We start from the raw sequence: 21443 nt of genomic DNA on the forward strand, positions 1-21443 counted from the left end.
GCTCTCACATTGCTGCTTTGTCGAGGAAGGCAGCGAGACTCTCGTCTGCCAGCCACTGGTCGACGCGCTCGCAAAGCAGGTCGGTTTTTGGAAAGTGCTTATAGGATTCAAAACTCTTCGATACAAAAGTATCCAAAGTGAAGAATTGAGTATTTTCTTTCAAGGCGTAGTTCGGTTTTTTGAAAATGTATGAGCCATTAAAGGCGAATTTTGAGGCTACTTCCGTATATACAGGCCATATCGCATCCATCTGAGCCGGATCGACGACATAGTCTTTCCAATTGTTTTGGCGAGCTCGGATGCCGACTTTCTCGAGGAGAAGCTGGGCTATGTCAGCCAGAACGATCAATTTCGCGTGGTTGATGGAATGCATGAAGCATCCCTCGCGGCTCCAGCGTGCGAGGTTTTCGGTCAGGTCGAATCCGAGGCGTTTGCCATTGGCCAATAGCGCGTCTGTAGAGGAATCCCAAAAATCAAAATATCCAAGTCTCTTATAGACGTTCTCTTTGAAGAGGTTGAGAGTTTCGATAACAGTATAATCCCTCTTGTATGCATACAATGCTATGGCCGAATTGTATGGTCCAATTGGAGATAATATAAAATTAGAATTTTCTCTCTTTTTATTCGAAACATAAACCAAATCGGGATGGAAAGCGGGAAATACGACGATGGGAAATTCGACGACGTTTGGGAGATCTTGACGAAGCCGTTCGAGGTTGGCGCCGGGGAAATTTCCAAATGCAACGTCTTGAACGAATACGTGATCGAAAGTTGCGAGGTCTCGAACAAAATCCTCGTAAGAACTAATCCAGTTTTGAATTTCCCACGAAATTGATTGCTTGATAAAAGAATTGGGGAGGAGGTATTTTAGTATTTCTGCCACGCCGAGAGCCTGACAATTTCCTACGACGGCAATTCGCGGCATATTTACCTCTGATCTCATAATTCCTGTTGGGCCTTGGTGCTTGCGTGCACGAAAACTTCTTCCCCACTTTCGTGCCAGGACATGAAACGGACTGGGCGCCGGCCTCGCGATCGTCATGAGATGATCGGATGAACCGATTGTGCCGCGCGTTCGGTGCGGGGGACGAGTGGTGCGCGGCCCGAGCGGAGCCTTCCCTTATGTTCGTACATAGATACTTTCATATAGGCAGACATTGAATCGGATATGCGACAATTGGGTTGATAGCGAGACTCTAGGCGATCAGAAATGTGGCTTTTTTGCAGGGCTATATATGTATATATGTGTCAATAAGTCTTTAGTATTAGGCGTTGTGGAATTTCATGAGCCTGTAACGACTCGAATCGCATTATGGTGTTTGACAAGTGCGATCGAGGGTGCTTGGTCATGATTGATATGCCGCTTCGGCATTGACGAGACACTCGGTGACAGACGAAACTCTTCAGCGATATCGCCATTTGGTGACCGAGGTGATCCAGGTCGAGCGGGCCTGTAGGGCCCGAGCGTAAATTTGGTCACATTGGCAGGTTATGGCGCGTTCAGCCAACACGCGGACAGGTAGGGCGGTTTGCCGGTAAACCTTCTTCAGCCGAAGCTCGGTAGCTCTCAGGGATTTCGCAGGAAGGGAGGCGCCAAGCGTAGCCTTAGGGAGCTATTGCGCCCCCGCACGATGTTTCTCATCGGGGTTGGCATACCGACGCTCGTGGCGTTGATTTACTATGGTTTCGTTGCCACCGATCGCTATGTTTCCGAGGCTAGTTTCGTCGTCAGAGGTATTTCGAGCAGTCGGACGTCGGGATTGGAAATGTTCTTTCGAACGTTTGGGCTGGCGAGAACTCAAGATGACACCAACGTCGTTCAAAATTATTTACTGTCCAGAGATGCTGTTCGGGCCCTGGAGAAACAGGTGCCATTGCGTAGCTATTTTTCTCCCGCGGGAGCGGATATAATCTCGAGGTTTCCTCGATTCTGGGCGGGAGAAAGCTTCGAAGATCTATATGATTACTATCTCGATCGTGTGAGTGTCACGCAGCAACCCTCCAAGGGGATTTCGGTTTTGCGTGTCCAGGCCTTCGAACCGGCGCAAGCCAAGGCGATCGCCGAGGTACTGCTGAAGCTCGGCGAGGCCAAGGTCAACGAGATGAACGAGCGCGCACATGGTGACGCGATTGGCTCGGCCGAGCGTGATGTCGACGGTGCGGAAACTATTCTCAAGAACGCCCAGCAGGCTCTCGCAGATTTCAGAAATGCGGAGTACCTGATCGACCCAGGCGCGAATGCCCAATCCGTGCTTCAAACGATCACGACTTTGTCTACAGCCCTGGCAAATACCAGGGCTCAGATTGCGCAATCGTCCAAGAATGCGCCGGCGAACCCGGCTGCTTCCGCACTGGAGACCCAAAGCGCGGCCTATAGCGCGGGGATCGAGGCCGAGCGCGCGAAATTGGCCGGTTCGGCCGCTGCCCTGGCATCAAAGCTCGCCACCTATGATCGGCTGATCCTCGAACGCACCATGGCCGAAAAACGCCTTGCGGCGGCAATTTCGTCCTTGGGGTCGGCCCGTCAGGAGGCTCGTCGCCAGCAGATCTATATCGAGGAAATCACCGAGCCCAATCTTCCCGATAAATCCACCGAGCCGCGCCGGCTGCGCATGATCGCAACCTTCCTGGTGTTTTCCTTCGCGCTGACCGCCGTTGGGTGGCTGTTGGTCACGGGCTCGAAGGAGCATGTGTCGGAATGACCCATAGCGTCCCTCAACTGCCCCCCATCCGCAAGGAGGCTCGCGCGAAGGGCTTCCTGCACGGACTGGCCATTCAGCTGCGTGTCATCGGTGCCTTGATGATCCGCGAGGTGATGGCGCGATATGGCCACGAGAATCTCGGTTTCTTCTGGATCATCGGCGAGCCGTTGCTGCTCACCCTGGGCGTCATGGTTCTCTGGACGTTTACAGGACAGAGCCATGGCGGGGAGGAGGTCGGCGTCATTCCATTCGCGCTGACGGGATATTCGTTCCTGACGCTGTGGCGGCACCTCGTCTTCAAATCGATGCGCGTCATGACCAATGGTTCGCCGCTTGTCTATCATATCTATGTCAAATATTTCGACATCCTCCTGGCGCGTGGCCTCCTGGAGGTCATCAGCATCTTTGCTGCCTTCCTGATCGCTCTCTTGCCGCTGTGGTTGGTGGGGCTGTGTCCCGGTATCAACGATCCGCTGCTTCTGGTGGTCGGCTGGCTGCTGTGCTCCTGGTTTTCCTTCTCCTTTGCGCTGATCATCGCCGCGGTTTCTGAATTCAGTGAAACGGTCCACCAGATTGTTGGCCCGGCAATGTATCTGACCATGCCGCTGACGGGCGCCTTTTTCCTGGTCGATTGGCTGCCGCCGCGTGCTCGTGAAATCATGTTGTGGTCGCCAATGGTCAATGGCGTTGAAATGTTCCGGGCCGGCCTGTTTCCGCCGGACGTTCCGACCGAGTGGGATGCAGGGTACATCGTGGCCTGGAGCCTGGCCCTGACCGTGATCGCGCTTCCGCTCGTGCGCTATGCCGAGCGCAGGGTCGAGAGTGCTTAGGAGTGATGTCGTGAAAGACGATCAGGAAAACACGACATCCTTGCCGCCGCCTCTGCAGGAGATCGTCCTGCGTCCGGTACGACCGGTTGCCTCCGCTGCCGGGCGTTCGCTTGTACAGGATGGGCAGGTTTCGGACACCGACAGAGAGATCATTCCGTACGAGGAAGCCGGCACCAAGACGGGTTCGTCGCCGCCGTTGCTTTTCCTGTTGTCATTCGTGCTGCCGATGCTGGCCGGCTTCATCTACCTGTTTTTCGTGGCTTCGGATCAGTATGTATCCGAAGCTCGTTTCATCGTTCGGTCGGTTACGACGGGTACGGGCGACACGGCGGCGGCTTTGCTCGCCAGCCAGGGCCTGGCCCGTGCCGGCGATGAAGCCTATATCGTCGGCGATTACGTCACTTCCCGCGACCTGCTCGCCAAGCTGGTTCAGCAAAACGATCTCAAAACCATCATTGCCAGGAACGAGGCCGACATCTTCAATCGCTACCCGCGATTTTGGGAGCGCGATAACAATGAAGAGCTCTTCGCCTATTTCAAGCGCATGGTCAGCGCCGAGGTCGACCCCGTGACGGGCATCTCGACGGTGAAGGTGACGGCTTTCAGGCGGGAGGATGCGCAGGCCATTGCCCAAGCCCTGCTGACCAATGCAGAAGGGCTTGTCAATGTTCTCAACCGTCGGGCTCAGGAGAATGAGCTTTCCTATGCCGACAGTATGGTTCTGCAGGCCGGCTCGAAGCTTCAGGCCGCCGAAACCCGCCTTGCCGATTATCGCAACAGCAACGGTATCGTCGATCCGGAGACCGAGACATCGGCGGCGATGAAGACCATCACCAGCCTGTCGACCGAACTGTCCAAGGCCCAGATCAATCTCAGTCTGCAGCTCGCGCTCACGCCGAACAGTCCGGCGGTGTCGAAATTGAGGGAGAGTATCCGGGCCCTGACGGGTGAGATCGACAATCAGAAGCAGCTCATGGCCGGCGGTACGACATCCATTGCTGCCAAGATGGCGAAGTTCGAGCAGTTCACTCTGGAACGGGACATTGCAGCGCGTGCGTTGGCCAGCGCGGAAGCGAATCGCGACAGGGCCCGGCAGGACGCGCAGAAACAACACCTCTATCTCCAGCGTATCGTCGAGCCGAATGCACCGGATCAGGCTGCGTTTCCTCAGCGATTCCTGTTGCTGGGCGCATGCTTCCTGGTCTTTGGGGCGATTTTCGTGTCATTGCGGTCGTTGAGGAAGATGATCGAGGAGCATGCCGTATGACCTTGCTGCCCCGCTCCGTAAAAATAGCCGGTCGATCCATCGTCCCGACCGGCCGATTGCCGGTCTCCAGCAAGGCGGAGTTCGCGCCTCGGCCCGAAAGCGATCGCCCTGCTGCGTCGATCGCTTCGAGACGCGGCATCCATGTCCAGAGCCTGGTGAAGGAATATCACACGCCCATCGGAAGAAGGAGGGTGCTTGACGGTATCTCCTTCGATGTTCTTCCCGGCGAGAAGGTTGCGGTCCTGGGGCGAAACGGTTCCGGCAAGTCGACATTGGTCAAATTGATCAGCGGTGTGGAGCCGATGACGTCCGGCGACATCGTCCGAAACATGTTCATGTCCTGGCCTCTCGCCTTCTCTGGGGGCGTGGAAGGTTTGATGACCGGGATCGACAATGTGCGTTTCATCGCGCGCCTCTACAACCGCCCTTTTCGCGATGTCATGTCCTTTGTGGACGATTTTGCCGAGCTGGGGCGCCAGATCGAGATTCCGGTGAGGAATTATTCCTCGGGTATGCGCATGCGATTGGCATTTGCGCTGACATTGGCGATCAATTTCGAGTGTTTCCTCATCGATGAGGTTCTTTCAGTCGGAGACCAGCGCTTTCACCGCAAATGCCATGATGCGCTTTTTCATACCCGGCGTGATTGCGCGATGATCCTCGTAAGCCATGATGTCAATATTATCAGGGAGTTCTGTGACAAGGCTTTGGTTCTCAAGAATGGTCGTGGCCGATTATTCTCGGATGTCGAAGAGGCGTTGAAAATATACGAGACGCTGTAAGATATGATTGTTATATCATTTGGAACGCCTTCCGCGCTTTCTTACGCCGTCGAGCGTATTATCGAAAGCATTTCCAGCGAAATTACTCCCGGTCATGCGCATATCTATGCGGTTTCCATTCAGGATCTCAAAAACCGCTGGGACCAGCTGGATGAAGCACGGAAGGAAAATGTAACTTTCTTTTCTGACCTGCCATCATCGCATGTGGTGAGCCTATTCACGCGCCCTCATACCCCGATTGTAATTTCCACGGACGCTTTTGCTGTTTTGGTTCGATATATTATGGCGGACCGGCAGGCAGATTTCATAAGTGCGATAAGATTGGCCAGTCGGGCTATATGCATGATCTGCTTAAGCACAAGAAGTCCTAATATTTTATTCCTGTCCAGCCAGAGATACAGCCAGTCACTCTTTGCGTTCGTTGAGGCGCTGGTGAATCACTATGGACTAAATTGCTCAACAGAGCAGTTCCAGAACATCCTCACTCGCCTGTCTGTTCCAAGCTGTGCAAATCCAAAACTCGAAGACTACGTAAAAAGCCAATTTCCAAAAATTGTAGAAGCTGAAACCGGGAATGCAATTCAAACTCAGAATGAGGAGTTACTCGGAAAATTATCCAATGCCTATGATGCGTTGATCAATAGCGAAAGCCTTCCAAAAATTTCCTGGCCCAGGGAACTGTTTTTGGAGGCTCCGAATTTTCAGACGCTCTCGGCACGGATCGACCTTGCGGGTCCGGCACGAATACTCATTCATGGCCCCTATTTGCATCTTCCGGCCGGCAAGTGGACTGCTGAGGTGGAGATAGAGGTCGGCGAATGTCAGTCCCAGAACCGGATCGTGGTCGATATCTTCTCTGAAGGACTTCTTGACCACGGCATCATGAAGCTTCCGCCACAGGGACTTTTCTCCTTTGAGCTCTCCTTTGTCGTCGATGATCCCTTCAAGCCGATCGAGTTGCGCTTTCATCTGAAGGAGGGGGCGATTGAAGGCTACTTCATCCTCAATTCCGTGCAGCTCGTTCCGGCGGCTTCCGATTCTTCGGATGCTGCATCGGGTCCAGGCGATGACGGGCTTCGTTCTCCCTCACCGCATTGACAACCACCCGATTTCGGCACCGACCCCATTGCTCCGCCACCAGCTTCACAATGATGTACGGAGCGGCGGCGCCTTCGATGGTGGTGATCGAGTGCGCCGCCGGCCGTCCTTTGGGCATGCAGCTTGCCGGCACTGCCGCTTAGCGACCCCGCCCGTCAGTAGCCGACGGTGAAGCGCGCCCGGCTGTGGGCGGGCTTTTCGATTTCGTCGGCCAAAGCGATGGCATAGTCCTCGAAGGAGATGCTGCTGCCCTTGTCGTTGGTCAGGAGCCGGTCGCTGCCCAGGCGGAACTTGCCGGTACGCTCGCCCGGCACGAACAGGGCCGAGGGGGAGAGGAAGGTCCAGTCGAGATCCTTCTCCGCCCGCAGGATGCCAAGGAACTCGGCGCCCTTGGTCGCCTCTTCCTTGTAGATGGCCGGGAATTCGGGCGTCGACACCAGGGTGACCCCGGGGGCGACTTCCAGGCTGCCGGCGCCGCCGACCACGAGATAGCGCTTCACGCCGGAAGCGCGCACTGCCTCGATCAGGGTATGGGGATCGCTGGCGGTGAAGTGCACGCTCGAGATGACCGCGTCATGGCCCGCGAGCAAAGCGGCAAGGCCGACCTTGTCGTGGACGTCGCCCTTGCGGGCCGTGACCTTCGGGTTAGCAGGCACCTTTTCGGGATGACGGACGATGGCGGTGACCTCATGGCCGCGGCTGACGAGTTCGGCGAGGATGCGCGAGCCGGCATTGCCGGTGGCGCCGATCAGGGCGATTTTCATCTGGCTTTCCTTTCGGTTGCGGGAATTCTTGGTGCGAGGCGGGGCGGTCAGCCCCATTTCATCTCGCCCTTGACGACCTTGGCGCTCAGATCGAGCGAGTCGAGGCCGCCGAGCTTGGGATAGAGCGCCTTCATCGCCTCGATCAGCGCCGCGCTGTCCTTGGCCTTCTCGGCCTCGCGGTTGAAGGCGGCGATATAGTCGCGGGTGAATTTGACCGCGGCGAGACCCTCGGGAGCGCCTTCGGCGTGATGGGCTGGCACCACGATCCTGGGCTTGCGGGCGGCGATGGCATCGAGGCCCCGGACCCAGGCCTGCCGGGAGCCGGCGTCGGCATTGTCGGCCAGCCAGACATGGCCGCCGGAACTGACCAGCACGCCACCGAACACGGCCTTGAGGTCGGGTACCCACAGATAGCGCCGGTCATGCATGTCGGGCACTTCGACGATCTCGATGCGATGGCCCTCGAGGTCGAGCGCGGTGAGGTCGGATGGGGTGGGGATCACCACCTCGGCCAGGTTGCGCGGGCCGTTGTCGCCGAGCTTGGGGCCCCAGACCTCGAGCTTGCCCTGGACGCTGGCCTTGATCGAGGCGACCGTCACCGGCTTGGCGATCACCTTGGCGGCGGGGAAGGCCTCCACCACCGGACGCAGCGAGAAATAATAATCGGGGTCCGGGCAGCTCACATAGATGGTGGTCAGCGTCCTGCCGCTGGCCTTGATGGCCTCAGCCAGTTTGCGGCCATCCGAGAGGGTGAAGCCGCCATCGAGCAGGATGGCCTCCTTGCGGCCCGTCAGCAGCACAGGCATGCGCGAAAAGCCTGCCTCGTCGGCCTGGAAGGCACGCCAGGCGAGCTTGCCGCCGGCGGCTTCGGCCGGGGCGAGGGGGAAGAGGGCGCCGGCGCCGAAGAGGGCGGCAAGCTTGATTGTGTCGCGTCTGCTGATCACGGGTCTGTCTCTCCGGTCGATGTCGGTCAGGCGTTGAGATGGGAAACGAGATTGTCGAAACTGCCGAACAGGGCGTTGGAGGCGATCAGCCGCTGCCGCCCGTCCTGCCGGGTGACGAGGGCCGGCACCCCCTGGGCGCCGAGGCTGGCCATCAGGGCTCGCCCTTGCGCGATGCGGGCGCGGTTGGCGGCGAGCAGCGCTTCGTCCGGCGTGGCGAGGCGGTCGGCGGCGGCCGGGAAGCCCGCCTCGCGCAGGACGGCGACGAGGCAGGCGAGGGACGTCGTGTCCAGGCCCTCGACATAGCGCCCGGCTTGGATGGCCGCGAGGGCGTCGAGTTCGCGCTCCGGTTCGGCCAGGGCCACGGCTGATAGCGCCAGCGTGGCCGGGCCCGAATCGAACAGGCCGTTTTCGGCATCCAGCACCTGATTGCGGTAGGCCTCGGTAAAAGGCTGACCGGTGAGGCGCTCGATGCGCTGGTCATTGGACCAGGCATAGGCGGCAAAGCCCGCATCCATCGGCCGGGCGCCCGACCTCGTGAACAGGCCGGTCGGTGCAGGGCTGATGGAGACGCCCGCGGCGCGCAGGCGCTGCAGCATCGGCGAGGCGCCATAGCACCAGCCGCAGAGCGGATCGAACAGATAGGTCACGGTCGGGTCGGAAGAAAGCGGCGTGGACATCGAAATCTCCTCGCCACGAAACATGGGCTGCCAATTGCGTCAGAAAAATACCGAACAATTTGACAGAGTGTCTGATTGAATCAGACAATGGGCGTGATGCGCACCGCATCCCCTTGGTCCGCCGCCAGCAAGGCCGGAGACAGGCGCTCAGGTGCAGGAGACGATGTCCGAGCTTCTCAATCTCAACCGGCTCGCCTTCTTCACCGCGGTGATCGAGACCGGCTCCTTCACGGCAGCGGGGGAGAGGCTCGGCGTTGCCAAGGCGGTGGTCAGCCACCAGGTCGGCAAGCTCGAGGAGGAGCTCGGCGTCACCCTGATCCTGCGCACCACCCGCCGCCTGCAGGCGACGGAGGCGGGACGCGCCTTCTATGACCGCGCCGCCCTGATCCTGCGCGAGGCCGAATCCGCGTTCGGGGAGATTTCCAAGGACGCAGCCGAGCCGACCGGCACTCTCACCCTGGCGGCGCAGATCGACTATGGCGGCGCGGTGGTCGCGCCCGCCATCGCCGCCTTTCGCGAGCGCTTTCCCCATATGCGGGTGGCGGTCGCCTTCGACGATACCCTGGTGGATCTGGTGGATGCGCAGGTGGATGTCGCCGTGCGCGTCGGCTGGCTGGCCGATTCCTCGAACCAGGCCCAGAGGCTCGGCACGTTCCAGCAGCATCTGGTCTGCTCGGCGGCGCTTGCTGCTCGCCTGCCCGCCGATCTCGACCCGAAGGGCCTGGCAGGGCTGCCCTTCGTGGCAAACCATGCCTTGCGCACGCCGACGCGCTGGCTCTTCTCGCGCGGAGAATGGGAGCGGGAGACGGTGGAGGTCACCGCCGTCGTCGACGCGGACAAGACGCCCACTTCCTATGCCATGGTGCTGGCGGGGGCGGGCCTGTCGGTGTTTCCGGATTTCCTGGTTGCCGGCGACATCGCCACCGGCCGGCTCGTCCGCCTGCTGGCCGACTGGACACTGCCCGCGGGCGGCATCCATGTGGTCTACCCGGCCGCGCGTTTCCGCCCGGCCAAGGTGCGCTTGTTCGTGGAGATCCTCAAGGGCCTCGAGCGGGCACGGAGCAAGCCGTAGGTGACGGAAATGGCCGCAATCAGCATCGTTTCGTGCCGCCCCTCACCCTTACCCTCGCCCCGCAAGAAGCGGGGCGAGGGGGCTTTGGCGATGCGCCTGTATTGAAACAGCTTCATCTCGCCCAACCGTCGATCGAGATGAGAGATCTGATGATTACTCGCGACACTTGTGCGTCCCTCGCCCCGTTTACGGGGAGAGGGTAAGGGTGAGGGACGGCGCAAGTTTATTGACGTGGGGAATGCACCCCTCACGCCCGTGCAGATTTTTCTTCCGGCAGGATCATCTCGTTGGGGACGTTGGCGCCGCCGCGGGCCAGGGCGTAGTAAACCACCGAGGTCACCACCAGGCTGACGATCCAGGAGATGTCGGCATCGTCGAGCATCTTGGCGATCGGCCCTTCATAGAGCGCCTGGTTCAGGAACGGGATCTGGATCAGCACGCCGAAGAGGTAGCAGCCCAGCGCCGTCCAGTTATAGGCGCCGTAGCGGCCCGAGGCATCGTAGAGGGCGGGAACGTCCACCTTCTCCTTGGAGATCAAATAGTAGTCGACGAGATTCACCGCGCTCCAGGGCACGAACACGGCCAGCAGCAGCAGCATGAAGTTCTTGAAGGCCGAGAGGAAGTGGGCGCTGGCGAACAAGGCGATCGCCACAGAGCCGGCCACGAACAGCACGATATAGGCCATGCGGGCCGCCTGCGACACGCTGCGCTGGCCAGCATAGGCGCTCACGGTGGTGAGCAGGGTCATCGAGCCGCCATAGGCATTGAGGCAGTTCACCGTCAGCTTGTTGGTGACGATGACGACATAGACCAGCACGGCCACGCCCGGGCCGGCGAGCTCGCCGAGAAAGCCGACCTGATTGGCCAGGAACTTGCCGCCGAGGGCCGCCACCACGGCGCCGAAGGTCATGGCGATCTGGGCGCCCACGGCCGAGCCGAGCAGCGTCGACCAGAAGGTTACCGAGGCCGGGGTGGAGGAAGGCAGGTAGCGCGAATAATCGGCGACATAGGGTGCGAAGGTCAGCTGCCAACCGGCGCCGAGCGCGATGGCGAGCAGGAAGGTCGCCATGGTGAAGGGCTTCTGGCCGAAGGCATCGGCGACATTGTACTGCCCGAACAGCTTGAAGGTGAGATAGGCAAAGCCGAGGATGCCGACCACGGTGGCGATCCGGCCGATCACATGGATGAGATTGTAGCCGATCACCGCCACGATCACGGTGATGACGCCGAAGGCGATCATGCCGAAGGCCGGGTTCTCCACGCCGAACATCAGGTTGATGGCCTGGCCGGAGAGCACGGTGCCGGTGGCCGCAAAGCCCAGATACATCACCACGGTGAGGAGGAGTGGCAGGGTGGCGCCCTTCACGCCGAACTGGGCGCGGGAGGAGATCATCTGCGGCAGGCCGAGCCGCGGACCCTGCGCCGAATGCAGGGCCATCACCGCGCCACCGAGGAGGTTGCCGATAGCCAGGCCGATGATGGCCGTGAGCGCTTCGGCACCGAACACGATCGAGAGCGCGCCGTCGACCACCGCGGTGATCTGCAGATTCGCGCCGAACCACAAGGTGAACTGGTTGAAGGGAGAGCCATGCCGCTCGCCCTCCGGAATCCGGTCGATCGTCCGTTTTTCGATCGCACCCGTCTCTGCCGCCATGCCGCCCCTCCCAAGAGCTGATGTGCAAACACTATGATAGAATATGTATATACAAGTTATTTCAATGCGCGCGGGAAAGAGCAGAGTCAAGGGGGATTCTGCGGCAGAAACCGCGCGTTGCGGGGCGCGGGTCCCGTCGGCGATGGTTCTCGTGCGCAAGGCGGGGGGCCGTAACAAAGGTGCCCCTGTTCGACCGACATCGCGTGACGGACGGGCCTGAGCATGCCTCTTTCCTCCATCCCGATCAGGGTGATGGCCGTGCAGCGGCAGACCATAGTCGGAAGAAGGATGATGCCCGTCGTGCCCTGGCGCAGACATGGGAACATCCTGGCTCCGAGCGTTGTTCTGCCGGGGCAGAATGTTGCAATCCCGTGCCGCACCAAAACGCCGAGGAATTCCGCATGAGCGATGACGAGAAAGCCATTCGGAGCGTGGTCGAGGGCTGGATGCAGGCAAGCAGGCGAGGCGATCTCGCCGCGATCCTCGACCTGATGACGGACGATGTCGTCTTCATGGTCCCGGGCCGGGAACCCTTCGGCAAGGAAGCCTTCGTGGCGGCATTCAAGGGGCTCGACGGGGTGAAGATGGAAGGCAGCAGCGAGATTGCCGAATTGAAGCTGCTGGGCGACTGGGCCTTTATCCGCAACCATATCAACATCACGGCGACGCCGCCCGGCGGCAGCGCCATCCGCCGATCAGGCTATACGCTCACGCTGCTGCGCAGGGAGGCCGATGGCCGGTGGCGCCTGGCGCGCGACGCCAATCTCCTGGCCACGTTATCGGGCTGAGGCGCCTCGGCGGGGCTGAAATGGCTGTCTGGCCGAAATCGGATGGGAGCAGCCTCGCTTTGCGCCCATAGCGCTTTGCTCTAGGCCTTGCGCGCCACGATATAGGGGCGGTTGTCGTCCCCCTTGCCTGCATGGTTCTCGATGGCAAGGATCTCGAAGCCGGCAGCGGATATCCACCGGCTGAGTTCCGAAGCCCGAAACACGCCGGCATAAGGTGCCTGGCCGACCACACGCATGAGGGGCAAGGCAAGCCGGATGAGCGGATTCATCTCACCGACACAGGGCGTCTTGGCGATGAACAGGCCCTTTGCCGCCAGCAGGGCATGGATGCAGCCCAGTGTGCCGGGAAGGTCGCGAACCAGATGCAGATAGTTGAAACCGAGAACCGCGTTGAACGCGCCGGCATCGGGCATGAGCGCCTCGGCGGTCGCGACGCGAAAAGCCAGGGCCGGGATGGAGGCGGCGGCGTGTTTCTCTTCGGCGATGGCGATCATGCCGGTGGAGATATCGGTCGCGAGATAGGCCTGAACGCCCCCCGCGAGCCGAAGGGCCGTCGTGCCCGTGCCGCACCCCAGTTCCAGCACCCTGTCGCCCGGTTCCAGCAGGGCCCGGGTCCGCTCCAGCGTGCGCTCATAGCCGGCCTGATCGGCAACCGCGCTCCTGGCGTATTTACGCGAACTCCGGTCCCAGAAACGCGCGTCGCTGGCCAGGCTCATGATGGAAAGCTCCTCGCCCGAGATCCTTGCCGGAGAAACGCCATGGTGCGGATGGCCGGTTTTCATGGCGCCGTTCGATGGCGGCAAGAAGGCGAAGGGCGGAAAACGAAAGCGCGGGCATAACCTGCCTTGCGGGGATTGTGCCCTATGGCCTCACGCGGCGGGTTTCGTCACGCGGGAGACCGCGGCTTCGCCGAGATGCTGTACGAGGAAGGGAACGACGCGCTCCAACGCAACCCCGGTCGGCACCGGATGGTCATAGAGGTCATAATGCGACCAGCCTTCGACCACGACCATTTGCTTGTTCTTGGAGGCGGCGCGGCCATAGATTTCCATGCCGTCGCGATAGGCGCCGAACCCGCCGGGCTTGTCGCCGACCACCACCATCATTGGCTGAGTCAACAGCGTTTCGGCGAAGGCGAAAGCATCCCACGCCATCGCGGGGGCGGCGTGTGAGAACAGCATCCTCGTGCCCGATCCTTCGGCTGGGCAACGGTTGCGATAGTAGTCGGTCGCCTCCAGCACGTCGATGTCCGTGATGCCGGCGGCCTTCCCCTGTTCCACACTGGCGGGCAGGAAGATGTCGATCCGCTGGCTTGCACCCGCAATCTCGGCGCTGCGCTGCGCAGCCATCGCTTCGAGTGCACCGACCGGATCGAAATTGCTGAAGCCTTCGCGCATCAGCCGCCCGAAGTTCACGCCGGTGATGCTGACCAGTGCCTTGATCCGTTTGTCGATGATCGCGGTCTTGATCGAATAGCCGCCACCGCCGCAGATGCCGAGAATGCCGATCCGGTCGGCGTCGACATAGGGCAGGGATTGGAGATAATCGATGACGTCGCGATAGTCCTTCACGCGCTGTTCGGGATCTTCGATCCAGCGCGGTTCACCGCCGCTGCCGCCCTGGAAGCTGGCATCGGGGACGATGACCACGAAACCAGCCTTCGCTAGCGCTGCGCCATAGATGTTGCCGGAGGTCTGTTCCTTGCAACTACCGATGGGGTGGTTTGAAACCACCGCCGGATAGTGCTTGCTGGCATCGAAATTGGGTGGGAAGTGCAGATTTGCCGCGATGTCCCAATACATGCCGGGATTGCGAATGCGCACGGTTTCCATGGGTCTCTCCTGTCGGATCGGGCGGGCTGTGCGCCCGATGTCTGTACTTCCTTGTTACTCGGCGGCCTGTCTCGCGGCGGTGTCGCCTGAAAGTTTCGCCTGGAAGAAAGGCGCGAGCACGGACACGGCCTCGTCGACGAATCTCTCACCGTCGTAGAGGTCCATATGGTTGGCGCCCTCGACGAGGTGGAACTGCTTGTCGGTGCTGGCTGCGCGGTCGTAGAGGTCGTCGCTCATCCATTTGCTGCCTGCCAGGTTGCCGGCCACGATCTGGATTGGTTGGGTGAGATAGACGTCCGCCATGTGATAGGCGTCGTAGGTGATGATCTGGTTCAGGCTGCGCAGTGTCGCTACGCCGGGTGCCGTCGAGCACTGCGCACGGGGGGTATGATAATATTCCCAGGCTTGGCGCAGTTCTTCGTTCGGTGCGTCCGCTTCCTTCAGCGGAGCGAGCGGCATGGTGGCGATCGTGCCGCTGCCAGCATCCGCCGTGCGCGCGTTCGAGCCGGCCTCGACATAGGGCAGCGCATCGATCGACTTGACGTTGTTTTCCCAGCCATTGCGGAACATCGAGCCGATGTTGACAGCGCTGACCGTGCCAATCGCCTTGATGCGGCGGTCCTGGATCGCGGCATTGGCCGTGTAGCCGGCGCCGGCGCAGATGCCCATGGCACCGATCCGCTCCTTGTCGACGTAAGGCAGAGTGGTCAGATAGTCGATGACGGCGCTGACGTCCTCGGTGCGGATATAGGGGTTTTCGAGCTGGCGGGGTTCGCCGCCGCTTTCGCCTTGATAGGAGGCATCGTAGGCGATGGCGACGAAACCCCGCGCGGCGAGTTTCCTGGCATAGGTGCCGGCGGTCTGTTCCTTCACGCCGCCGCCTGGATGCGAGACCACGATGGCCGGATAGCGCTTCTTTTCGTCGAAACCTTCGGGAAAATCGATCACTGCCGCCATGGCGATCGTCTTGTTGTTCGAATTGGCGAAGCTGATCTTGCCCATCTCCACTCTCCTTCCATTGAAGCTTTTGTGGTCCGGCGCGCGGGTCTTCAGAAGCGCGCCTTGCCGATGCCGTGAATCTAGGCCAGAAAGATTGTGTGGATTAGACGGATAATTCTTATTGGGCCTATCATCGAGGTGATGAATGCGACGGGATGAGATCGCCGACCTGGCGGCCTTTGTCGTCGTTGCCGAGGAGCGCAGCTTCACCAAGGCGGCGCAGCGTCTCGGCATGGCGCAATCCGCGCTGAGCCAGATCGTTCGGCGGATCGAGGAACGGCTGGGAATGCGGCTGCTGTCGCGCACGACGCGCAGCGTGGCGCCTACCGAGGCCGGTGAGCGCCTGATCGCCACCCTCGGACCCATGCTGCATGATCTCGATGCCGCGGTGACCTCGCTCCGCGATCTGCGCGACCGGCCTTCCGGTACGATCCGCATCACCACGGTCGAGCACGCGGCCAAGACGATCATCGTTCCGGCCATGAAGCGGTTGCTTCCCGACAATCCGGACATCACGGTCGAGATCACCATCGACTACGGCTTGGCGGATGTCGTCGCCGACCGCTTCGACGCGGGTGTCAGGCTGGGAGGAGACATTGCCAAGGACATGATCGCCACGCGTATCGGCCCGGATACTCCGATGGCGATCGTCGGCGCCCCCGGCTATTTTCGCCTGCATCCGGCTCCGGCGTCACCGGGACAACTGATCGACCATCGCGCCATCAATCTGCGCCTGCCGACCTCCGGCACGCTGAACGGCTGGCGGCTGATGCGTGGCGGACGGGAAACGCGGGTGCGGATCGACGGGCCGCTCGTCCTCAACACCATAGACCTGATCCTCGACGCTGCGCTGGATGGCCATGGCCTTGCCTATCTGCCGCTGGATCAGGTTCAGCCTCACCTGGATTCCGGTCGCCTGGTGCGGGTGTTGGGCAAATTCACCCCCGACCTGCCGGGCTACCATCTCTACTATCCGCACAGACGGCACGCATCTGCTGCGTTCACTCTGTTCGTAGAGACTCTGCGCTTTCGGGAATGAAGACCAAGTCCTGGAAAACTCGGGTCAAGTGGCGGAAGGGGCGGGATTCGAACCCGCGATACGGTTTCCCGTATACACACTTTCCAGGCGTGCGCCTTCAACCACTCGGCCACCCTTCCGTCGAGCGGTGCTTATGGCGATGTCGGCGCAGTTTGTAAACGGGGGATTGCAGTTTTTTGAAAGGGAAAGCGCTTTCATTCGGTCCGCAGGCCCTGTGCGCCGACACAGGCTTGGTTTGGGCCGGATGCAGACCTCCCGCTCGCATCTGGAAAGACCGTTCACCTTCGAGCCCGAATTTCCTACGCGCGGGGGAGGCCCTGCGCTAGACTGCTGCGAGTCCTGCCCTCCTCGGCAGGCGCGTGCAGTGTTGGAGTGCGTGATGCGTTTCCTGGCTCGTTCGCTCGGCCTGTTCCTGGCCGCCGCCGCCTTCGTGGCTGCGGTGGTCGACGGTACGCGTTCGATCGCCGACAATCATCTCGTCTTCCTGCCGGTGCGTGCGGTCTGGCTCTGGCTCGGCCCGGCCAGCTTCGACCGCATGCGCGCCTGGGTGGAGGCCTCGCTCTCGGTCTTCTTGTGGAACAATCTGGTTTCGCCCCTGCTCGGCCTGCCCTTCGCCCTGGTTCTGGCGCTGGCCTCGGCCCTGTTCTTCTGGCTGGGACGTCCGCCCGCGAGCCGGATCGGCTATGTCTCGCATCTGTGAGGGGCAGTGTCGCCGGGCTGACGCATCCGTGATGAAAGGGCCCCTGACAAGGGCGGTTCGCACCCCCATATTGGCCAGGTAGCCATAGAACTTGACCATAAGAACAGGAAGGAAGAACCATGTTCGGCTTTCGCAAGAAGACGGCGTTTCCCTCCGCCGACGAAGCCCTGCCGGGGCGCGGCGAGGCCATCGAGACGGCGGATACCCATTTCGTCAACGGCGCGGCCCTGAAGGGGCCCTATGCCGAGGGCAGCGAGACGGCCTATTTCGGCCTCGGCTGCTTCTGGGGCGCCGAGCGCAAATTCTGGCAGACTCCGGGCGTGCTGGTCACGGCGGTGGGCTATGCCGGCGGCCTCACCCCCAATGCCACCTATGAGGAGGTCTGTTCCGGCCTCACCGGGCACAATGAGGTGGTGAAGGTGGTGTTCGACCCCAAGACTATCTCCTACGACCAACTGCTGAAGGTGTTCTTCGAGGCGCATGATCCCACCCAGGGCATGCGCCAGGGCAACGATATCGGCACGCAATATCGCTCGGGCATCTATGTCACCAGCCAGGCGCAGCGCCAGGCGGCCGAGGCGGCCAAGGCGCGCTACAACGAGGCGCTGGCGGCCAAGGGTTATGGCGCCGTCACCACCGAGATCCTGGAGGCACCGCCCTTCTATTATGCGGAAGCCTATCACCAGCAATATCTCGCCAAGAACCCGGCAGGCTATTGCGGCCTGGGCGGTACCGGCGTCTCCTGTCCGATCGGCGTGGGCGTCGCGGCTTGAAGGGGGCGGGCAATCTGCCCGCCACTTGCGTCCAACACGCGGCAGGCGCGACATTCGCGCCTGCCGGCCCGCCTTGCGCTCTCTCCCTCGTCGCTATATCCCTTGATATATAACCATCATGGCTGCTAGAGCAAAGCGCGTTCAAGCATGAACGCTTGTTTGCTCTAACTCTTTGGTTCGACGCGTCTTTGCGATTCTTGGTGACTCCACCAAATCGCAAAACGCTTTAGGGGATCTCACCATGCTTCGCTTTGCCCGCCGGGCTTTTCTGGCTCTTTCCGTCAGTCTCGTTTTCGCGCCCGCCATGGCGCGGGCCGAGGACGCTTCCGCCGCCAAGGCCGCGCAGGCCGGGGGCGGTGACGTCACGGTCTTCGCCGCCGCCAGCCTCAAGGGATCGCTCGACGAAGCAGCCAAGGCCTGGACCGCAAGCTCGGGCAAGAAGGTGGTGATCTCCTATGCCGCTTCCTCGGCGCTGATGAAGCAGATCGAGCAGGGCGCGCCGGCCGAAGTCTTCGCCTCCGCCGACCTCGACTGGATGAAATACGGCGTCGACAAGAAGCTGATCAAGGAAGGCAGCGTGGTGAAGCTGCTCGGCAACGCCCTGGTGCTGATCGCGCCGGCCGATGCCGCTACGACGGTCGAACTCAAGCCCGGGGTCGATCTCGCCGGCGCCATCGGCGAGGGCAGGATCGCGGTGGGCGAAGTGAAGACGGTGCCGGCCGGCAAATATGCCCGGGCCGCTTTCGAAAAACTCGGCATCCTCAAGGCCGTCGAGCCGAAATTCGCGCAGACCGACAATGTCCGCGCTGCCCTTGCGCTGGTCGCGCGCGGCGAGGCCAAGTTCGGCGTGGTCTACGCCACCGATGCGGCCGCCGATCCGAAGGTGAAGGTCGTCGCCACCTTCCCCGAGGATTCGCATGAGCCGATCGTCTATCCCTTCGGCCTGACGGCGTCGTCCAACAATGCCGATGCTGCGGGCTTTCTGGACTATCTCAAGACGGCGGATGGGCAGAAACCCTTCGCCAAGGCCGGATTCACGCTGCTGAAGGAGTAGGGCCGGGAGGGACCTGCTTCATCGTCCGGCAACAATCCTCACTCGATTGTGTCCTATCTCCCGCTTCCCCCTCTCCCAATTTTGCCGGAATTCGGGCAAGAAATGAGACTCGCTGGTTTTATCCGTAACCAGCGGGTTTTGATTCGGGGCCATCATGGAGCAGCGCACGGACGACAAGTCCTCCGGAGAAGAGCACTGGCGTGACGTTCGGCGCAACAATCTGCTGGACGCCGCCGGGCGCATTTTCGCGCGGCAGGGCTATGACTCCGCTTCGGTCGATGACATCGCCTTCGAGGCCGGCATCGGCAAGGCCACCGTCTATCGCTATTTCACCAGCAAGGAAGCCCTGTTCGAAGCGGTGTTTGCCCAGACGCTCGACGATCTCGAGGTTCGGCTCGACACGGCCCTGCTGCGCGAGGGCAATTTCCGCGAGCGCCTGACCTATCTCGTCGCGGAGATCGTGCCCACTGTGCGTACCCATCTCAGCACCATCCGCGACCTCAACGAGGGCGAGAACTCCAAGCGGCGCATCTTTCGCCGTCGCCGCGGCGCCATCGCCCAGCGCCTGATCACCGTGATCGAGGAGGCCCAGCGCCGCGGCGAGGCCCGGATCTATGACGCCGACATGGCGGCGCGGCTGCTGATCGGCATGGCCTGGATCGGCGTGGGCGCCGACTACCTCTCCGACATCGAGGTGACGCGCGACGTGGTCGACATGGCGCTCAACGGCATTGCCCAGGGACGGCCGGTGCCGGAAGGACGGGTCACCCGGCTCGAACCTGGCAGGCGCGGCCGCAAGGGGAGAGTGCCCTCGTGAGCGAGGGGCTGAAATCGCAGGGCCGATTGCTGCCGCTGATCATCGCTACCGGCCTGTTCATGGAGAACCTGGACTCGACGGTGCTGTCGACGGCGCTACCCACGATCGCGCGCGATTTCGGTACCAGCCCGATCTATCTCAAGCTTACCCTGACCTCCTATCTGCTGTCGCTCGCCATCTTCATCCCGACCTCCGGCTGGATGGCCGACCGCTTCGGGGCCCGCACCGTGTTCCGTGCCGCCATCGTGGTGTTCGGCCTCGGCTCGATCGCCTGCGGCCTGTCCTCCAACCTCACCGAGCTGGTGGCCTCCCGCATCGTGCAGGGCATGGGCGGGGCGATGATGACGCCAGTGGGCCGGCTGATCATCCTCAAGACCACGCCCAAGCACGATCTCGTCAACGCCATGATGTGGCTGACCCTGCCGGCCCTGCTCGGCCCGCTCAGCGGGCCGCCGCTCGGGGGCTTCATCACCACTTATTTCCATTGGCGCCTGATCTTCTGGATCAACATTCCCATCGCCGTGCTCGGCATCGTCCTCGCCAGCCTCTACGTGCCGAATGTGCGCGAGGACGAGCGCCGGCCCTTCGATCTCGTCGGCTTCCTCATCCTGGCCCCGGGCCTGGTGGCCCTGATGGGCGGGGCGACGCTGTCGGGCCTCGATGTGGTGCCGGCCAGCGTCAATATCGGCCTGGCCGTGGCGGGGCTCGCCCTGATCGGCCTTTATGTCCACCATGCCGGGCGGGTCGCCAACCCGCTGATCGAACTGAGGCTGCTGCGCTTTCCGACCTTCCGCGCCGCCATCGGCGGCGGCTTCCTGTTCCGCATCGGCGTCGGCGCCACGCCCTTCCTGCTGGCGCTCTATTTCCAGCTCGGCTTCGATTTCAGCCCGTTCCAGTCGGGCCTGCTGACGCTTGCCACCGGTGCCGGCGCCATGGCGATGAAGGCCCTGGCCGGGCCGATCCTGCGCCGGCTCGGTTTCCGCCGGGTGCTGACCTGGAACGCCGTGCTGTCTTCCTGCCTGGTGGCCGCCCCCGCTTTGTTCCATGCCGGCATGCCGGTGCTGCTGATCTCGCTCACCCTGCTTGCCGCCGGCTTCACCCGTTCGCTGCAATTCACCTCGATCAACACTGCCGGCGTCTCGGACATTCCACCCGAGCTGATGGGCCGGGTCACCTCGATGACCTCGGTGCTGCAGGAGTTGGCGGGATCGGTCGGCGTTTCCATCGCGGCATTGGCGCTGGAGACCTCGATGCATCTCAACGGGGCCAGCCATCTCACCGCGCCGGTCTTCCCGCCCGTGTTCCTGATGATCGGCGTGATCGCCATGACCTCGGGCCTGATCTTCCTCACCCTGCCGCGCAATGTCGGCAGCGAGCTGCTCGCGCCTGCGCCGGTGCCGCGGACACCTGCGGCAGCGGAGTGAAACGGCGGGTCTGACCCCATCACGGGGTATCACGATGGGGTGATCCGGCCCCTCCAGACACCAATCGAAAGCGGGCAGAAACATCCCTTAACACTGGCCCACACTTCCGTCGTCATCACCGCCCCAAATCGGGTTCGAACCCCAAGCCGATTCCTCTCGATCGAGTCACGGCCCGACCGAGAGGGAGCGGCAAGGCGCCGACATTTGCGGCGCTTCCCGGCGAGGCT

Annotated in this window: 21 protein-coding genes and 1 tRNA gene; 13 read left to right on the top strand and 9 right to left on the bottom strand. The window is 61.5% G+C overall.

All coding sequences use genetic code 11. From position 1 onward, the window contains the following. Positions 1–4: 4 nt before the first annotated feature. Positions 5–925, bottom strand: a complete 921-nt coding sequence (locus QM672_RS12420) for a WcbI family polysaccharide biosynthesis putative acetyltransferase (protein WP_415082901.1) — start codon at positions 923–925, stop codon at positions 5–7. Positions 926–1631: 706 nt separating this feature from the next. Between QM672_RS12420 and QM672_RS12425 the strand changes: the two genes are divergently transcribed. Genes QM672_RS12425 through QM672_RS12445 form a run of 5 tightly spaced genes read left to right on the top strand, consistent with a single transcriptional unit; the run spans position 1632 to position 6679 of the window. After that, complete coding sequence (locus QM672_RS12425; protein ID WP_311934753.1) at positions 1632–2702, top strand: capsule biosynthesis protein; 1071 nt, start codon at positions 1632–1634, stop codon at positions 2700–2702. Next, entirely contained in the window at positions 2699–3532 is an 834-nt protein-coding gene (locus tag QM672_RS12430; protein WP_415082904.1) for an ABC transporter permease, read from the top strand. Before QM672_RS12425 ends, QM672_RS12430 begins: the two co-directional genes overlap by 4 nt. A 10-nt stretch (positions 3533–3542) precedes the next feature. Then, entirely contained in the window at positions 3543–4799 is a 1257-nt protein-coding gene (locus QM672_RS12435; RefSeq protein ID WP_311934751.1) for a hypothetical protein, read from the top strand. Continuing rightward, complete coding sequence (locus tag QM672_RS12440; protein WP_415082906.1) at positions 4796–5581, top strand: ABC transporter ATP-binding protein; 786 nt, start codon at positions 4796–4798, stop codon at positions 5579–5581. The genes QM672_RS12435 and QM672_RS12440 overlap by 4 nt, the downstream gene beginning before the upstream one ends. 3 nt (positions 5582–5584) lie before the next feature. Continuing rightward, the gene (locus QM672_RS12445; protein WP_394314854.1) at positions 5585–6679 is read left to right on the top strand and encodes a hypothetical protein; all 1095 of its coding nucleotides are present in this window, start codon (positions 5585–5587) and stop codon (positions 6677–6679) included. A gap of 155 nt (positions 6680–6834) precedes the next feature. On the opposite strand, the gene QM672_RS12450 is transcribed toward QM672_RS12445, so the two are convergent. The 3 genes from QM672_RS12450 to QM672_RS12460 are packed head-to-tail and all read right to left on the bottom strand — an operon-like array spanning position 6835 to position 9064. Then, positions 6835–7443, bottom strand: a complete 609-nt coding sequence (locus QM672_RS12450; protein WP_415082907.1) for an NAD(P)-dependent oxidoreductase — start codon at positions 7441–7443, stop codon at positions 6835–6837. Positions 7444–7490: 47 nt separating this feature from the next. Beyond that, complete coding sequence (locus QM672_RS12455; RefSeq protein ID WP_415082909.1) at positions 7491–8387, bottom strand: MBL fold metallo-hydrolase; 897 nt, start codon at positions 8385–8387, stop codon at positions 7491–7493. A gap of 26 nt (positions 8388–8413) precedes the next feature. Further along, positions 8414–9064 (bottom strand): DsbA family protein, encoded by a 651-nt coding sequence (locus QM672_RS12460; RefSeq protein WP_415082911.1) that lies wholly within the window; start codon positions 9062–9064, stop codon positions 8414–8416. 163 nt (positions 9065–9227) lie between these two features. On the opposite strand from QM672_RS12460, the gene QM672_RS12465 reads away from it, so the two are divergent. Beyond that, entirely contained in the window at positions 9228–10136 is a 909-nt protein-coding gene (locus QM672_RS12465; protein WP_415082913.1) for a LysR substrate-binding domain-containing protein, read from the top strand. A gap of 247 nt (positions 10137–10383) precedes the next feature. On the opposite strand, the gene QM672_RS12470 is transcribed toward QM672_RS12465, so the two are convergent. Beyond that, positions 10384–11790, bottom strand: coding sequence for a purine-cytosine permease family protein (locus QM672_RS12470; protein WP_415082915.1), 1407 nt, complete (start codon positions 11788–11790; stop codon positions 10384–10386). A gap of 401 nt (positions 11791–12191) precedes the next feature. On the opposite strand from QM672_RS12470, the gene QM672_RS12475 reads away from it, so the two are divergent. Continuing rightward, entirely contained in the window at positions 12192–12578 is a 387-nt protein-coding gene (locus QM672_RS12475; protein WP_415082917.1) for a YybH family protein, read from the top strand. 80 nt (positions 12579–12658) lie between these two features. Here QM672_RS12475 and QM672_RS12480 read toward each other — a convergent pair whose 3' ends face one another. The 3 genes from QM672_RS12480 to QM672_RS12490 all read right to left on the bottom strand — a co-directional run bounded on the left by QM672_RS12480 (position 12659) and on the right by QM672_RS12490 (position 15412). After that, positions 12659–13294: a class I SAM-dependent methyltransferase gene (locus QM672_RS12480; RefSeq protein ID WP_311934742.1), complete on the bottom strand. Its 636-nt coding sequence runs from the start codon at positions 13292–13294 to the stop codon at positions 12659–12661. A 153-nt stretch (positions 13295–13447) separates the two neighbouring features. Next, positions 13448–14410 (bottom strand): alpha/beta hydrolase, encoded by a 963-nt coding sequence (locus QM672_RS12485; protein WP_415082919.1) that lies wholly within the window; start codon positions 14408–14410, stop codon positions 13448–13450. Between the two features lie 54 nt (positions 14411–14464). Beyond that, positions 14465–15412 (bottom strand): alpha/beta hydrolase, encoded by a 948-nt coding sequence (locus tag QM672_RS12490; RefSeq protein ID WP_311934740.1) that lies wholly within the window; start codon positions 15410–15412, stop codon positions 14465–14467. Between the two features lie 142 nt (positions 15413–15554). On the opposite strand from QM672_RS12490, the gene QM672_RS12495 reads away from it, so the two are divergent. Next, on the top strand, positions 15555–16448 hold the full coding sequence (locus QM672_RS12495; RefSeq protein WP_311934739.1) for a LysR family transcriptional regulator: 894 nt from the start codon (positions 15555–15557) through the stop codon (positions 16446–16448). Positions 16449–16477: 29 nt separating this feature from the next. Here QM672_RS12495 and QM672_RS12500 read toward each other — a convergent pair. Then, positions 16478–16567: transfer RNA gene (locus QM672_RS12500), tRNA-Ser, on the bottom strand. 260 nt (positions 16568–16827) lie between these two features. Here QM672_RS12500 and QM672_RS12505 point away from each other — a divergent pair. The 5 genes from QM672_RS12505 to QM672_RS12525 all read left to right on the top strand — a co-directional run bounded on the left by QM672_RS12505 (position 16828) and on the right by QM672_RS12525 (position 21216). Then, positions 16828–17148 (top strand): hypothetical protein, encoded by a 321-nt coding sequence (locus tag QM672_RS12505; RefSeq protein ID WP_311934724.1) that lies wholly within the window; start codon positions 16828–16830, stop codon positions 17146–17148. Positions 17149–17267: 119 nt separating this feature from the next. Further along, positions 17268–17921, top strand: coding sequence for a peptide-methionine (S)-S-oxide reductase MsrA (msrA, locus tag QM672_RS12510; RefSeq protein WP_311934723.1), 654 nt, complete (start codon positions 17268–17270; stop codon positions 17919–17921). A 241-nt stretch (positions 17922–18162) separates the two neighbouring features. Beyond that, positions 18163–18975 carry a molybdate ABC transporter substrate-binding protein gene (modA, locus tag QM672_RS12515; protein WP_311934722.1) on the top strand — a complete coding sequence of 271 codons (813 nt, stop codon included), beginning with the start codon at positions 18163–18165 and terminating at the stop codon, positions 18973–18975. A gap of 154 nt (positions 18976–19129) precedes the next feature. After that, positions 19130–19792 carry a TetR/AcrR family transcriptional regulator gene (locus QM672_RS12520; protein WP_311934721.1) on the top strand — a complete coding sequence of 221 codons (663 nt, stop codon included), beginning with the start codon at positions 19130–19132 and terminating at the stop codon, positions 19790–19792. Next, positions 19789–21216, top strand: a complete 1428-nt coding sequence (locus QM672_RS12525; RefSeq protein ID WP_311934720.1) for a DHA2 family efflux MFS transporter permease subunit — start codon at positions 19789–19791, stop codon at positions 21214–21216. Before QM672_RS12520 ends, QM672_RS12525 begins: the two co-directional genes overlap by 4 nt. Positions 21217–21443: the final 227 nt, after the last annotated feature.

Origin of the sequence: Labrys sp. (in: a-proteobacteria), from assembly GCF_047605565.1 — a bacterium.
GTDB classification, from domain to species: Bacteria; Pseudomonadota; Alphaproteobacteria; order Rhizobiales; family Labraceae; genus Labrys; species Labrys neptuniae.

Bases quoted from the DNA above. Each gene is read 5' to 3' on its own strand.
- QM672_RS12420 (WP_415082901.1), bottom strand. From the start codon at position 925: ATGCCGCGAATTGCCGTCGTAGGAAATTGTCAGGCTCTCGGCGTGGCA.
- QM672_RS12425 (WP_311934753.1), top strand. From the start codon at position 1,632: ATGTTTCTCATCGGGGTTGGCATACCGACGCTCGTGGCGTTGATTTAC.
- QM672_RS12430 (WP_415082904.1), top strand. From the start codon at position 2,699: ATGACCCATAGCGTCCCTCAACTGCCCCCCATCCGCAAGGAGGCTCGC.
- QM672_RS12440 (WP_415082906.1), top strand. From the start codon at position 4,796: ATGACCTTGCTGCCCCGCTCCGTAAAAATAGCCGGTCGATCCATCGTC.
- QM672_RS12445 (WP_394314854.1), top strand. From the start codon at position 5,585: ATGATTGTTATATCATTTGGAACGCCTTCCGCGCTTTCTTACGCCGTC.
- QM672_RS12450 (WP_415082907.1), bottom strand. From the start codon at position 7,443: ATGAAAATCGCCCTGATCGGCGCCACCGGCAATGCCGGCTCGCGCATC.
- QM672_RS12460 (WP_415082911.1), bottom strand. From the start codon at position 9,064: ATGTCCACGCCGCTTTCTTCCGACCCGACCGTGACCTATCTGTTCGAT.
- QM672_RS12465 (WP_415082913.1), top strand. From the start codon at position 9,228: ATGTCCGAGCTTCTCAATCTCAACCGGCTCGCCTTCTTCACCGCGGTG.
- QM672_RS12470 (WP_415082915.1), bottom strand. From the start codon at position 11,790: ATGGCGGCAGAGACGGGTGCGATCGAAAAACGGACGATCGACCGGATT.
- QM672_RS12475 (WP_415082917.1), top strand. From the start codon at position 12,192: ATGAGCGATGACGAGAAAGCCATTCGGAGCGTGGTCGAGGGCTGGATG.
- QM672_RS12480 (WP_311934742.1), bottom strand. From the start codon at position 13,294: ATGAGCCTGGCCAGCGACGCGCGTTTCTGGGACCGGAGTTCGCGTAAA.
- QM672_RS12485 (WP_415082919.1), bottom strand. From the start codon at position 14,410: ATGGAAACCGTGCGCATTCGCAATCCCGGCATGTATTGGGACATCGCG.
- QM672_RS12490 (WP_311934740.1), bottom strand. From the start codon at position 15,412: ATGGGCAAGATCAGCTTCGCCAATTCGAACAACAAGACGATCGCCATG.
- QM672_RS12495 (WP_311934739.1), top strand. From the start codon at position 15,555: ATGCGACGGGATGAGATCGCCGACCTGGCGGCCTTTGTCGTCGTTGCC.
- QM672_RS12505 (WP_311934724.1), top strand. From the start codon at position 16,828: ATGCGTTTCCTGGCTCGTTCGCTCGGCCTGTTCCTGGCCGCCGCCGCC.
- msrA (WP_311934723.1), top strand. From the start codon at position 17,268: ATGTTCGGCTTTCGCAAGAAGACGGCGTTTCCCTCCGCCGACGAAGCC.
- modA (WP_311934722.1), top strand. From the start codon at position 18,163: ATGCTTCGCTTTGCCCGCCGGGCTTTTCTGGCTCTTTCCGTCAGTCTC.
- QM672_RS12520 (WP_311934721.1), top strand. From the start codon at position 19,130: ATGGAGCAGCGCACGGACGACAAGTCCTCCGGAGAAGAGCACTGGCGT.